The sequence below is a fragment of the Pseudomonas sp. NFACC14 genome (assembly GCF_900106885.1).
GTDB classification, from domain to species: Bacteria; Pseudomonadota; Gammaproteobacteria; order Pseudomonadales; family Pseudomonadaceae; genus Aquipseudomonas; species Aquipseudomonas fluorescens_AA.
On the sequence record NZ_FNOA01000002.1, the window covers coordinates 1 to 12882 of the forward strand.

The 12882-nt window shown below is 62.0% G+C and carries 11 protein-coding genes and 1 tRNA gene; 10 read left to right on the forward strand and 2 right to left on the reverse strand.

The window, feature by feature from the left end; genetic code table 11:
* The 6 genes from BLU85_RS04485 to BLU85_RS04510 all read left to right on the forward strand — a co-directional run bounded on the left by BLU85_RS04485 (nucleotide 1) and on the right by BLU85_RS04510 (nucleotide 4107).
* Nucleotides 1–76: transfer RNA gene (locus tag BLU85_RS04485), tRNA-Glu, on the forward strand.
* A 181-nt stretch (nucleotides 77–257) separates the two neighbouring features.
* Complete coding sequence (locus BLU85_RS04490; RefSeq protein WP_092203825.1) at nucleotides 258–797, forward strand: TetR/AcrR family transcriptional regulator; 540 nt, start codon at nucleotides 258–260, stop codon at nucleotides 795–797.
* Nucleotides 798–825: 28 nt separating this feature from the next.
* Nucleotides 826–1659, forward strand: coding sequence for an alpha/beta fold hydrolase (locus BLU85_RS04495; RefSeq protein ID WP_092203823.1), 834 nt, complete (start codon nucleotides 826–828; stop codon nucleotides 1657–1659).
* A gap of 84 nt (nucleotides 1660–1743) precedes the next feature.
* Nucleotides 1744–2193, forward strand: a complete 450-nt coding sequence (locus tag BLU85_RS04500; protein WP_060741435.1) for an acyl-CoA thioesterase — start codon at nucleotides 1744–1746, stop codon at nucleotides 2191–2193.
* Nucleotides 2194–2575: 382 nt separating this feature from the next.
* Nucleotides 2576–3535, forward strand: a complete 960-nt coding sequence (locus BLU85_RS04505) for a tRNA dihydrouridine synthase (RefSeq protein WP_092203821.1) — start codon at nucleotides 2576–2578, stop codon at nucleotides 3533–3535.
* A 119-nt stretch (nucleotides 3536–3654) separates the two neighbouring features.
* Complete coding sequence (locus BLU85_RS04510; RefSeq protein ID WP_092203819.1) at nucleotides 3655–4107, forward strand: Hsp20 family protein; 453 nt, start codon at nucleotides 3655–3657, stop codon at nucleotides 4105–4107.
* Between the two features lie 205 nt (nucleotides 4108–4312).
* Here BLU85_RS04510 and BLU85_RS04515 read toward each other — a convergent pair whose 3' ends face one another.
* Nucleotides 4313–7591, reverse strand: coding sequence for a sensor domain-containing protein (locus tag BLU85_RS04515; RefSeq protein WP_092203817.1), 3279 nt, complete (start codon nucleotides 7589–7591; stop codon nucleotides 4313–4315).
* Nucleotides 7592–7660: 69 nt separating this feature from the next.
* Complete coding sequence (locus BLU85_RS04520) at nucleotides 7661–8551, reverse strand: LysR family transcriptional regulator (RefSeq protein ID WP_092203815.1); 891 nt, start codon at nucleotides 8549–8551, stop codon at nucleotides 7661–7663.
* Between the two features lie 157 nt (nucleotides 8552–8708).
* On the opposite strand from BLU85_RS04520, the gene leuC reads away from it, so the two are divergent.
* From leuC to leuB, 4 genes are all read left to right on the forward strand, one after another.
* Nucleotides 8709–10127, forward strand: a complete 1419-nt coding sequence (leuC, locus tag BLU85_RS04525) for a 3-isopropylmalate dehydratase large subunit (RefSeq protein ID WP_003203866.1) — start codon at nucleotides 8709–8711, stop codon at nucleotides 10125–10127.
* A gap of 11 nt (nucleotides 10128–10138) precedes the next feature.
* On the forward strand, nucleotides 10139–10783 hold the full coding sequence (leuD, locus tag BLU85_RS04530) for a 3-isopropylmalate dehydratase small subunit (protein ID WP_060741439.1): 645 nt from the start codon (nucleotides 10139–10141) through the stop codon (nucleotides 10781–10783).
* 137 nt (nucleotides 10784–10920) lie between these two features.
* Nucleotides 10921–11685 carry a class I SAM-dependent methyltransferase gene (locus BLU85_RS04535; protein ID WP_092203813.1) on the forward strand — a complete coding sequence of 255 codons (765 nt, stop codon included), beginning with the start codon at nucleotides 10921–10923 and terminating at the stop codon, nucleotides 11683–11685.
* Nucleotides 11686–11751: 66 nt separating this feature from the next.
* Nucleotides 11752–12834, forward strand: a complete 1083-nt coding sequence (gene leuB, locus BLU85_RS04540) for a 3-isopropylmalate dehydrogenase (protein ID WP_092203811.1) — start codon at nucleotides 11752–11754, stop codon at nucleotides 12832–12834.
* Nucleotides 12835–12882: the final 48 nt, after the last annotated feature.

Below are 12882 nucleotides of genomic sequence, written 5' to 3' on the forward strand. Positions count from 1 at the left end.
GTCCCCTTCGTCTAGTGGCCTAGGACACCGCCCTTTCACGGCGGTAACAGGGGTTCGAGTCCCCTAGGGGACGCCACGATTACCCGCTCTGCGGGATTTTATAAGGGTCATTCAATTCTTGAATGGCCCTTTTGTTTGTCTGGCGTTTGGCCAATTTCCTTATCCTTTGAAAAAGTCTTCTGACCAGCGGTGAATATTTCCGCTTGCGGAAAATTATTACATGGATAATATTTCAGTCGTAATATTCGGAGGCGACGATGAGCGATAAAAAGGCACAAACCCGTGAACGCATTCTCAAGGCTGCCAGCGATGCGCTGATCCAGCGTGGGCCGGCAGAGCCGAGCGTGGGCGAGGTGATGGGCGCGGCCGGGCTGACGGTGGGCGGCTTTTACGCCCATTTCGAAAGCAAGGATGCCTTGATGCTGGAGGCTTTCAAGCAATTGCTCAATCGGCGTCGCGGCTTGATCGCCGATATGGACGGTGAGCTGACAGGCGAAGAGCGGCGGGCGTTGGTCGCCGCGTTCTATCTGTCCCGAAAGCACCGCGACTCCACCGAGCAAGCCTGCCCGATTCCGGCGTCGGTGGGCGAACTCGGGCGACTGCCGGATGCGTTTCGTGAGGTGCTCAATGAGCATATCGAATTGATGGTCGCGCAATTGGCGGCCAGCCCGGAGGACGCCGACAAGGCCCTGGCCGACATCGCCTTGATGGTCGGTGGCCTGGCCCTGGCGCGGGCATTGGGCCCGGGAGAGTTATCGGATCGTTTGCTGCGCGCCGCCAAGACGGCGGTGCGTTGAGCTGAGGCGCGAGCCCTGGAGATGAGCGATGGACAGGTTGAGCTGGGTACGTAGTGTCAATGGCACGCTTGGCTGGGTGGCTCCGCGCCTGGTGGCGAAGCAGATGCGTTCGCTGTTCATGCGCCCTCGAAACTTGCCGCCGCGGGATTGGGAACTGCCGTTGCTGGCAACGTCCGAGCGTATCACCTTGCGTTTCGGTCTCTCGGCCTTGCGCTGGGGCAAAGGCCCGGTGGTCTTGTTGATGCACGGTTGGGAAGGGCGGCCAACCCAGTTCGCGGCGCTGATCACGGCTCTGGTGGGCGCTGGTTACATGGTCGTGGCGTTGGACGGTCCGGCCCACGGTCGTTCGCCGGGGCGCGAGGCGAATGTCCTGTTGTTCGCCAGGGCCATGCTCGAAGCCGCCGCCGAGCTGCCGCCGTTGCAGGCGGTGATCGGGCATTCCATGGGGGGTGCCAGCGCCATGCTGGCGGTTCAGTTGGGGTTGCGTACCGAAACGCTGGTCAGCATCGCCGCGCCCGCTCGCATTCTTGGGGTGCTGCGCGGTTTCTCCCGGATGATGGGCCTGCCGCCCAAGGCGCGTTCGGCCTTCATTCGCCAGGTGGAAAGCGACGTGGGCATGCCTGCCTCGAAGATGGACGTGGCGCATTACCAGCTGGACGTGCCGGGGTTGATCGTCCATGCCGAGGACGACACATCGGTCTCGGTCAAGGAGTCGCAATTGATTCATGAGGCCTGGTTCGACAGTCGGCTGCTGCGACTGCCACAGGGCGGGCATCAGCGGGTGCTGGCCGATCCTCGGGTCATTGATGGGGTGTTATCGCTGTTGGCCGGTCGCAGCCTGCAAGCCCGGCAATCGGCCTGAGCGGTGGAAGCAAGGCTTGCCCGCGATGGCGGTCGAGCTCGGATCCGTTACACTGCCCCATCCAAATTCGACCGGGAGAGGGTCATGGGCTGGGATCGGGCAACGCCATTCATCATTGATCTTCAGGTCAATGCCGAAGACATCGACGGGCTGGGCCACGCCAACAACGCGGTATACGTCACCTGGCTCGAGCGCTGTGCCTGGCGCCACTCCCAGCGCCTGGGCCTGGATCTGGTGGAGTATCGACGCCTGGATCGGGCCATGGCGGTGGTGCGGCATGAAATCGATTACCTGGCGGCCGCCTATGAAGGCGACGAACTGCAATTGGCGACCTGGATCGTCGACTGGGACCAGCGCCTGAAAATGACCCGGCATTTCCAGCTGGTCCGTCCCAGCGACAACGCCACGTTGCTGCGGGCCCAGACCACTTTCGTCTGCATCGAACTGTCCACTGGCCGGCCCAAGCGCATGCCGCAGGAATTCATCGAGGGGTATGGCCCCGCCCTGGAACCGTCCGGCATCCTCGTGGACTGACCCACCGTCATCGCGAGCAAGCTCAGCTCCCACAGGGTTTGGTGGTGGACTTCAGTTCCATGAACACCCTGGAACCCATGTGGGAGCGAGCTTGCTCGCGATACCGGCGCTGCATTCAACATTTGCGCAATCTGACCCACCGTCATCGCGAGCAAGCTCAGCTCCCACAGGGTTTGGTGGTGGACTTCAGTTCCATGAGTACCCTGGAACCCATGTGGGAGCGAGCTTGCTCGCGATCGCGGCGCTGCATTCAACATTTGCGCAATCTGACCCACCGTCATCGCGAGCAATCTCAGCTTCCACAGGGATTGGTGGTGAATTCCGATGTCATGGGCAAAATCCGGTAAACTGCCACACGTTTTTTCGTTGAGTGTGTGTTTCCATGCAAATTGCCCTGGCGCCCATGGAGGGGTTGGTCGACAACATCCTGCGGGACGTCCTGACCCGTGTTGGCGGTATCGACTGGTGCGTCACCGAGTTCATCCGCGTCAACGATCGTCTGCTCACGCCGGCCTATTTCCATAAGCTCGCCCCTGAGTTGCTGACCGGTGCCCAGACCGCTGCCGGCGTGCCGTTGCGAGTACAGTTGCTCGGCTCCGATCCGGTGTGCCTGGCGGAAAACGCGGCGTTGGCGTGCGAGTTGGGCTCGGAGGTGATCGACCTCAATTTCGGTTGCCCGGCCAAGACCGTGAACAAGTCCCGGGGCGGGGCTGTGTTGCTCAAGGAACCGGAACTGCTCAACGAAATCGTCGAACACGTGCGCCGCGCGGTGCCGAAACACATTCCCGTCACCGCCAAGATGCGCCTGGGTTTCGATAGCCCGGACGGCGCCCTGGTCTGTGCCACGGCGTTGGCCGAAGGCGGCGCGGCGCACATCGTGGTGCATGCGCGGACCAAGGTCGATGGCTACAAGCCGCCGGCCCATTGGGAGTGGATCCCCCGCGTGCAGGAAGTGGTCAAGGTGCCGGTGTTCGCCAATGGCGATATCTGGAGCGTGGAGGATTGGCGCCGTTGCCGCGAAATCAGCGGTGTCGAAGACATCATGCTCGGTCGCGGCCTCGTTTCCCGCCCTGACCTGGCCCGGCAGATCGCTGCCGCCCGGGCTGGCGAGGACGTGGTCGAGATGTCCTGGGCCGAGTTGCAGCCGATGCTCCATGACTTTTGGCAGCAAGTGGTCGAACAGTTGACGCCGCGCCAGGCCCCGGGCCGGTTGAAGCAGTGGCTGGCGATGCTGACCCGCAATTACCCCGAAGCGGTGGAGTTGTTTACCGTGCTGCGCCGGGAAACCGACCTGGACGCGGTGGGTCATGTATTGGGTGTGCGGCGCACCGAAGCGGCCTGAAAAAAATTCGAAAAAACCTCTTGAAAAGTTTTTGGTGGACCCTAGATAGGGGTTACGCGATGCCGAATTCGGGTCGCGGAGACAAAAAAACTTGCTGAATTTTTCAGGAGATTTGAATCATGAGTACTGCATTTTCGCTGGCCCCTCTGTTCCGTTCCTCGGTGGGCTTCGATCGCTTCAACGATCTGTTCGAAAGCGCCCTGCGCAACGAACCAGGCAGCAGCTATCCACCCTATAACGTGGAAAAACATGGTGATGACGAGTACCGCATCGTGGTCGCCGCCGCCGGGTTCCAGGAAGAAGACCTGGACCTGCAAGTGGAAAAAGGTGTGCTGACCATCAGTGGCGGCAAGCGTGAAGCCAGCAACGACAGCGTCACCTTCCTGCACCAGGGCATTGCCCAGCGTGCGTTCAAGCTGTCCTTCCGGTTGGCCGATCATATCGAGATCAAGTCCGCCGGCCTGCGTAACGGTCTGTTGAGCATCGACCTGTTGCGAGTGGTTCCGGAAGAGGCGAAAGCCAAGCGCATCCCGATCAACGGTGCGCAGCAGCAACCCGCGCTGCAAAACTGATGCATCGCAACTGAAGAAGGGCGCCTGATGGCGCCCTTTTTCATTTTGAAACACTGAGAGTGACTGTGGCGCTGGACTGCGTCCGTAGGCGCTGTCGAGTGTAACGAGGCTGCGATCTTTCCCTAGACACTTGAATCTCAAGTGAAAGATCAAAAGATCGCAGGCTTCGCCAGCTCCTGCAGGGCCCAGCGGGAGCCAACTCGCTTCACGGCAACAACCGCTCAAACGCCTCCAGCGGCAACGGCCGGCTGTGCAGGTAACCTTGGTACAAATGGCAATCGAGTCCCTGCAAAAAATGCAATTGCTCCAGGGTCTCCACGCCCTCGGCGATCATCACCAGGTTGAGGCTGCGGGCCATGGCGACGATGGCGCGGATGATTTCGGCGTCGTTGGGGTCGCTGGTGGCGTCGCGTACGAATGACTGGTCGATTTTCAGCGTGTCCACCGGCAGGCGCTTGAGGTAGGTCAGCGACGAATAACCGGTGCCGAAATCGTCCATGGCGAAGCTCACCCCCAGTTTCTTGAGCCGGCGCATCTTGGCGATGGTGTCGTCCAGGTTCTGGATCACGATGCCTTCGGTGATCTCCAGTTTCAGCAGCGAGCAGGGCAGGCCGTGGGTGGCCAGGCTACTTTCGATGCGTTCGACGAAGTCGCTCTGGCGGAATTGTCGCGGGCTGATGTTCACGCACAGGCTGAATTGCTGCGGATCGATCTTGCCCTTGGCGATCAATTGCTTGAAGCCGTCGCAAGCTTCATCGAGGATCCAGGTCCCGACTTCGAGGATCAGGCCACTGTCCTCCAGCACTTTGATGAATTCGTTGGGCGATTGGGCGCCGAGGTCCGGGTGATGCCAGCGCACCAAGGCTTCGGCGCCGATGATGCGGTTGTCCCGGGCATCGACCTGAGGCTGGAAATGCACGCTGAACTCGCCACGGGCCAGGGCCAGGCGCAGGTCGGTTTCCATGCGCAACCGTTCGCTGGCGGCTTTTTGCATGGTGGTGTGGAACATCTGCGAGGTGTTGCGTCCCGAGTCCTTGGCGCGATACAGCGCAATGTCGGCGCGCTTGAGCAAATCGGTAGGGGTGGAGCCGTGGTCGGGGATCAACGCGATACCGATGCTCGGCGTGACCTGCAACCGCTGGCCATCGAGAAACATCGGTTCCGAGAGCAGTTCACGCAGGGTGTCGGCCAGGGCCTGTACTTGCTTGCTGACCTCGTTTCGCGAGCCCTCCAGGCCGCTGAGCAGCACCACGAACTCATCGCCACCCAGCCGCGCCACGGTGTCCTCCAGGCGTACGCTGGCTTCCAGGCGCGCGGTGATGATTTTCAGCACGGTGTCGCCCACCGGGTGACCGAGGGAATCGTTGATGTGCTTGAAGTGGTCCAGGTCGAGAAATAGCAGGGCGCCGCGCAAGTTGTGGCGCTTGAGCAGGGCGATCTGCTGGCTCAGGCGGTCCATCAGCAAGGCCCGGTTGGGCAGGTTGGTCAGCGAGTCGTGGTAGGCCAGGTGGCGGATCTGGGCTTCGGCATTGCGCAGCAGGCTCACGTCTCGGGCGGTCAGTAGCAGGCACTCGGTTTCATTGAGGGTGATGGGCTCGACCGAGACCTCCACCGTGAGGAGTTCCCCACGTTTATTGCGCCCGAGCATCTCCTGGTGGTGCACGCGGCCCTTGAGTTGCAATTCGGCCAGCAGGGCGGCGCGTTGCTTTTCTTCGGCCCAGATTCCTATCTCGTAGACCGTATGCCCGATCACTTCGTCGGCGCGGTAGCCGGTCAACCGGCAGAAGCCGTCGTTGACCTCAAGGTAGCGACCGCTTTGGTGTTCGGTGATGGTGATGGCGTCGGGGCTGGAATGAAACGCCTTGGCGAATTTCTCTTCACTGGCCTTGAGGGCGGCCTCGGAGCGTTGCTGCTGCGTGATGTCGCGCAAGGTCGTGACGATGCACGGCTGGTTGCCGACGTTGATTTGCCGGCTGGAAATCACACAGGTCAGTGGCTGGCCATTCTTGTGGTGAACGACGATGGCGACATTGTTCAGCGATTGTTCGCGGATCACCCGTTCGATGCGTTGCAGACTGCTGCCCGAACCATCCCAGAGGCCGATTTCGTCGGCGCTGAGGCCAATCACGTCGCTGGTGGTCCAGCCGAAGGTCTGGGTGAAACTGGAGTTGATCTCAAGGAAGCGCCCGCTGTCCTGGTGGGTGACGCAGATCGGGTCTGGACTGACCTGGAACAGCGTGGCGAATTTCTCTTCCGAGGCGGCCAGGCTTTGTTCGCGCTCCACCTGGTCGGTGATGTCCAACAAGGTCCCGGCCATGCGCGAGGGGCTGCCGTCGTCGTTGCGGTAGAGGCGGGCGCGGCTTTCCAGGTAGCGCGAGGTGCCATCGGGCAGTTGCACGCGGTAGGTCAATTGATAGTTGCCCGCCGGGCCTTCCCGCAGGCTGCGATAGGCGTTGCGCATGTTGTTGCGTTCTTCTGTGGGAACCCCCTCGAAAAACGCATCGAATGATTCGTGGAACGGCTTGGGTTCCAGGCCGTGGAGCTGCGCGGCCCGGGCCGAGCCGTAGAGCATGCCGCTGGGAATGTGCCAGTCCCAGGTGCCCAGTTGCGCCGAGTCGAGGGCCAGGTCCAGGCGTTCCTGGCTGTCCTTGAGGGCCTGTTCGGCGAGCTTGCGCTCGGTGGTGTCGAGGAACGTGCTCAGCAGGTACGGCTGGCCTTCTAGCTCGACTTTCTGCGCACTCAGAATGCCGTTATGTATCTGGCCGTTGCTGGCCCGGAACTCCACCTCCATGCTGACCAGTTCGCCCTTGGCCTTGGTCGCCTCCACCAGTTCCGCCCGCTGCTTGGGGTCAACCCACAGGCCCAGTTCCAGGGTGGTACGGCCGATCACGTCATGCACCGGCCAACCGAACAGGCTTTCGAAATACTGGTTGGCCTCGCTGATCAGCCCGTCTTCCTGGCGGGTCAGCAAGACCATGTTCGGGCACAGATGAAAGAGCGTGGCGAAGCGTTTTTCCGAGCTGCGCAGCGCCTGTTCCCGCTCGCGCTGATGGGTGATTTCACGAATCACCCCGATCATGCGCGGCCGGCCATGTTTGTCGGGTAGCACGCTGCCACTGATTTCCACCCAGTGCAGGCTGCCGTCGGGCCAGACGATGCGGTGATGCATCGCCTGGTCCAGCGGCGCTCCGGACACTGCCGCGTGAAAGGCGCGCACGGCCCTGGCCCGGTCTTCGGGCAACAGCAGGTCGAGGTAGTCCACGTCCGCTGGCAAGGGTTGGCGCGGATCGAAGCCGAACAACGCCTGGGTGCCGCGGGACCAGCTGATCTGGCCGCTGTCGATGTCCCACGACCAGGCGCCCAGCCGCGCACCGTTCAGGGCGGCCAGCAACTGTGGCGCGCTGTCCCAGCTTTGCTCGGACCGCTTCGGGTCGAGCGCCTGAATGCGCGGCAGGGGCGGGAGATGGTCAGCAGGTTTGGGCATTTCTAGCGAACCTTGAGCGGTTTTGGGCATTAAGCACAAGCATTCAAGGCCCTACAGGCGCGGCACAACCTATGCCTCTGTCCCTGGCAAATCGATTTGTGCGTCCAGTAAGGCCATGAAAGCCCGTGCGGCATTCGATAGCGTCCGTTCGGTGTGCAAGATATAGCCTAGCTGGCGACTGAGCTGTATGCCCGGCAAAGGAATGCGCGCAACCTGTTCATCGAGCATGGTGCGCGGCAGAACGCTCCAGGCCAGGCCGATGGAAACCATCATCTTTATGGTTTCCAGATAATTCGTGCTCATGGCGATGTTTGGCGTCAGGCCCTGGGCCTCGAACAACCGTTGCACGATGTGGTGGGTAAAGGTGTTGCCGCCCGGGAACACCGCCGGATGCAAGGCAATGTCCGCTAGGCTCACCGCGCTGTTTTCCAGCAACGCATGCTCCGGGGCGACCACGAAATCCAGGGGGTCGTCCCACACTGGCGTGGCCCTGACCAGCGTGTGGGGCTCGGGGGCGAGGGTGATGACGGCCAGTTCCGCCCGGCCATGGAGGATTTCTTCGTAGGCCACTTCCGAATCCAGGAACTGGATATCCAGCGCCACCTGGGGATAACGCCGGGTGAACTCCCGTAATAAAGGTGGCAAGCGGTGCAGGCCGATGTGATGGCTGGTGGCGAGCGTCAGGCGCCCGGTCACCTCGCCGGTCAGGTTGGTCAGGGCGCGACGGGTGTCGTCCAGCACGTTGAGGATCTGGTAGGCCCTCGGTAACAGGGCCCGGCCGGCCTCGGTCAGGCCCACCTCTCGGCCCAGGCGGTCGAACAGGCGCACCTTGAGTTGTTGTTCGAGGCCGGCAATTCGCTTGCTGATGGCCGGCTGGGTCAGGTGCAGGCGTTCGCCGGCGCCGGAGAAACTGCCCGTCTCGGCGATGGCAATAAAGGCATTGAGGTTGGCGAGGTCCATGGCGGTTCCGGTCGGATTCCAGTTGGTTATGCAAAGCATGAAAAATATGAATTTGAGTTATTTAATGTAACCCCATAGGATCAGCCTCACAAGCCAAGGGGTTATTGATTCGTTCAAGGCCCGGGGCATAGAAACAAGCTGATGAGGAAACCGTCTGATGGCCGGCAAAACGCTCTACGACAAGCTCTGGGATTCGCATTTGGTCAAGCAGCGCGACGATGGCTCGGCGCTGATCTATATCGACCGTCACATCATTCACGAAGTGACGTCGCCGCAAGCCTTCGAAGGCCTGCGCCTGGCCGGGCGCAAGCCGTGGCGCATCGATGCCAACATCGCGACCCCGGACCACAACGTACCGACCACGCCGGAGCGCAAGGGCGGCATCGAAGCCATTGCCGACCAGGTTTCGCGCCTGCAGGTCCAGACCCTCGACGATAACTGTGACGAATACGGCATCGTCGAATTCAAGATGAACGATGTGCGCCAAGGCATCGTCCACGTCATCGGCCCGGAGCAGGGTGCGACCTTGCCTGGCATGACCGTGGTCTGCGGCGACTCGCACACCTCGACCCACGGTGCTTTCGGCGCCCTGGCCCATGGCATCGGCACGTCTGAGGTCGAGCACGTGCTCGCCACCCAGTGCCTGGTCGCCAAGAAAATGAAAAACATGCTGGTGCGCGTCGAAGGCAAGTTGCCGTTCGGCGTGACCGCCAAGGACATCGTCCTGGCCGTGATCGGCAAGATCGGCACCGCTGGCGGTAACGGCCATGCCATCGAGTTCGCCGGCAGCGCGATCCGCGACTTGTCCGTCGAAGGCCGCATGACCATCTGCAACATGTCCATCGAGGCCGGTGCCCGCGTCGGCCTGGTGGCCGCCGATGAAAAAACCGTGGAATACGTCAAGGGCCGTCCGTTCTCGCCCAAAGGCGCGGAATGGGACATGGCGGTCGAGGCCTGGAAAGACCTGGTCTCCGATGCCGATGCCAAGTTCGACACGGTGGTCGAGCTCGACGCGACGCAGATCAAGCCACAAGTCAGCTGGGGCACTTCCCCGGAAATGGTCCTGGCCGTGGACCAGAACGTACCGGATCCGGCCAAGGAAATGGACCTGGTCAAGCGCGACTCCATCGTCCGCGCCTTGAAGTACATGGGCTTGAGCGCCAACCAGGCGATCACCGACATCCAGCTCGATCGCGTGTTCATCGGCTCCTGCACCAACTCGCGGATCGAAGACCTGCGCGCCGCGGCGGTGATCGCCAAGGGCCGCAAGGTGGCCTCGACCATCAAGCAGGCCATCGTGGTGCCGGGCTCGGGCCTGGTGAAGGCCCAGGCCGAAGCGGAAGGGCTGGACAAGATTTTCCTCGAGGCCGGTTTCGAATGGCGTGAGCCGGGCTGCTCGATGTGCCTGGCGATGAACCCTGACCGACTGGAGTCGGGCGAGCATTGCGCCTCCACCTCCAACCGTAACTTCGAAGGCCGTCAGGGCGCCGGTGGCCGTACGCACCTGGTGAGCCCGGCCATGGCCGCCGCGGCGGCCGTCAACGGCCGTTTCGTCGACGTCCGCGAATTGATCTGAAGGAGCGCAGCATGAAAGCTTTTACCCAGCACACCGGTCTTGTCGCGCCTTTGGATCGCGCCAACGTCGACACCGACCAGATCATTCCCAAGCAATTCCTGAAGTCCATCAAGCGCACCGGTTTCGGCCCGAACCTGTTCGACGAATGGCGCTACCTGGATGTCGGCCAGCCGTACCAGGACAACTCCAAGCGGCCGTTGAACAAGGATTTCGTGCTCAACGCCGAGCGTTATCAAGGCGCCAGCGTGTTGCTGGCCCGGGAGAACTTCGGCTGCGGTTCTAGCCGCGAGCACGCGCCATGGGCCCTGGAAGAGTACGGTTTCCGCAGCATCATCGCGCCGAGCTATGCCGACATCTTCTTCAACAACAGCTTCAAGAACGGCTTGCTGCCGATCATCCTCAGCGATGCTGACGTGGATGAGCTGTTCCAGCAGGTCGAGGCCAACCCTGGCTATCAACTGCAGATCGACCTGGCCGCCCAGACGGTGACCCGTCCCGACGGCAAGGTGCTGGGTTTCGAGATCGATGCGTTCCGCAAGCACTGCCTGCTCAACGGCCTGGATGACATCGGCTTGACGCTGCAGGACGGCGAGGCGATTGCCGCGTTCGAGGCCAGGCACCGGGCGAGCCAGCCTTGGTTGTTTCGCGATGCTTGATGGATTGATGTAGGCAGTACCGGCTTCATCGCGAGCAAGCTCGCTCCCACAGGTGTTTTGTGAGCACCCAAATCCCCTGTGGGAGCGAGCTTGCTCGCGATGGGGGCCGCCCAGGCAATCAAATACAAGGACATCCCATGACCAGCACCGCCCACAGTCAGGTTGTACAAAAGCAATTCGGTGAACAGGCTTCGGCCTATCTGAGCAGTGCCGTGCACGCCCAGGGCGCTGAGTTCGCGCTGCTACAGGCTGCGTTGGCCGGTCGTGGCGATGCCCGTGTGCTGGACCTGGGCTGTGGCGCCGGTCATGTGAGTTTCCACGTGGCGCCGCTGGCCGGTGAAGTGGTGGCCTACGATCTGTCCCAACAGATGCTGGACGTTGTGACCGCAGCAGCGGCCGAGCGTGGCCTGGACAACATCAGCACGGTACGGGGCGCCGCCGAGCGCCTGCCGTTCGCCGACGCTGAGTTCGACTTCGTGTTCAGCCGTTATTCGGCGCATCATTGGAGCGACCTGGGCCTGGCGTTGCGGGAAGTGCGACGGGTGCTCAAGCCGGGCGGGGCGATGGCGTTCATCGACATCCTGTCGCCGGGTACGCCGTTGCTGGACACCTACCTGCAAAGCATCGAAGTGCTGCGTGACACCAGCCATGTGCGCGATTATTCGGCCGACGAGTGGTTGCGCCAGGTCAGCGAAGCGGGGTTGCACACCCGCAGCACCTCGCGCCAGCGCCTGCGCCTGGAGTACCACTCCTGGGTCGAACGCATGCGGACACCCGAGGTGATGCGCGGGGCGATTCTCCAGCTGCAGCGTTCGATGGGCGATGAAGTGCGAGAATATTTTGAGATTGAGGCCGATGGTTCGTTCAGTACTGATGTACTGGTGCTGTGGGCCGAGCGATAGCATTTTTCCCGGCCTGGCCTTGGGTGCGCAACCCAGGCCGGTGTCGACAGAGCAAACGAGGAAAGCATGAGCAAGCAGATTCTGATTCTCCCAGGTGATGGCATCGGCCCGGAAATCATGGCCGAGGCGGTCAAGGTCCTGGAATTGGCGAACGACAAGTACGGCCTGGGCTTCGAACTCAGCCACGACGTGATCGGCGGCGCCGCCATCGACAAGCACGGCGTGCCCCTGGCCGACGAAACCCTGGACCGTGCCCGTGCCGCCGATGCCGTGCTGCTGGGCGCCGTGGGCGGCCCGAAATGGGACAAGATCGAACGCGACATCCGCCCTGAGCGTGGCCTGCTGAAGATTCGCGCGCAACTGGGCCTGTTCGGCAACCTGCGTCCGGCGATTCTTTATCCGCAACTGGCCGATGCGTCGAGCCTGAAGCCGGAAATCGTCTCGGGCCTGGACATCCTCATCGTGCGTGAGCTGACCGGCGGTATCTACTTCGGCGCCCCGCGTGGCACCCGTGAGCTGGATAATGGCGAGCGCCAGGCCTACGACACCCTGCCGTACAGCGAGAGTGAAATCCGCCGTATCGCCCGGGTCGGCTTCGACATGGCCCGCGTGCGTGGCAAGAAGCTGTGCTCGGTGGACAAGGCCAATGTGCTGGCTTCCAGCCAACTGTGGCGTGAAGTGGTCGAGCAGGTGGCCAAGGATTACCCGGACGTCGAGCTGAGCCACATGTACGTCGACAACGCCGCCATGCAACTGGTGCGTGCGCCCAAGCAGTTCGACGTGATCGTCACCGACAACATGTTCGGCGACATCTTGTCCGACGAAGCGTCGATGCTCACCGGCTCCATCGGCATGCTGCCGTCGGCCTCCCTGGACGCCAACAACAAGGGCATGTACGAGCCATGCCACGGTTCGGCGCCGGACATCGCCGGGCAGGGCATTGCCAACCCATTGGCGACCATCCTGTCGGTGTCGATGATGCTGCGCTACAGCTTCAACTTGAACGATGCCGCCGACGCGATCGAAAAAGCCGTCAGCGTGGTCCTGGACCAAGGCTTGCGCACCGGTGATATCTGGTCGCAAGGTTGTACCAAAGTCGGTACGCAGCAAATGGGCGATGCAGTAGTCGCCGCGCTGCGGAATCTGTAATCTTTCGGGCCCACCGCTTCGACGGTGGCCCACTTTTGTATAGGTGTA

Coding starts and splice junctions, on each gene's coding strand:
- leuD (WP_060741439.1), top strand. CDS start 10,139: ATGAAAGCTTTTACCCAGCACACCGGTCTTGTCGCGCCTTTGGATCGC.
- BLU85_RS04535 (WP_092203813.1), top strand. CDS start 10,921: ATGACCAGCACCGCCCACAGTCAGGTTGTACAAAAGCAATTCGGTGAA.
- BLU85_RS04490 (WP_092203825.1), top strand. CDS start 258: ATGAGCGATAAAAAGGCACAAACCCGTGAACGCATTCTCAAGGCTGCC.
- leuB (WP_092203811.1), top strand. CDS start 11,752: ATGAGCAAGCAGATTCTGATTCTCCCAGGTGATGGCATCGGCCCGGAA.
- leuC (WP_003203866.1), top strand. CDS start 8,709: ATGGCCGGCAAAACGCTCTACGACAAGCTCTGGGATTCGCATTTGGTC.
- BLU85_RS04500 (WP_060741435.1), top strand. CDS start 1,744: ATGGGCTGGGATCGGGCAACGCCATTCATCATTGATCTTCAGGTCAAT.
- BLU85_RS04520 (WP_092203815.1), bottom strand. CDS start 8,551: ATGGACCTCGCCAACCTCAATGCCTTTATTGCCATCGCCGAGACGGGC.
- BLU85_RS04505 (WP_092203821.1), top strand. CDS start 2,576: ATGCAAATTGCCCTGGCGCCCATGGAGGGGTTGGTCGACAACATCCTG.
- BLU85_RS04515 (WP_092203817.1), bottom strand. CDS start 7,591: ATGCCCAAACCTGCTGACCATCTCCCGCCCCTGCCGCGCATTCAGGCG.
- BLU85_RS04495 (WP_092203823.1), top strand. CDS start 826: ATGGACAGGTTGAGCTGGGTACGTAGTGTCAATGGCACGCTTGGCTGG.
- BLU85_RS04510 (WP_092203819.1), top strand. CDS start 3,655: ATGAGTACTGCATTTTCGCTGGCCCCTCTGTTCCGTTCCTCGGTGGGC.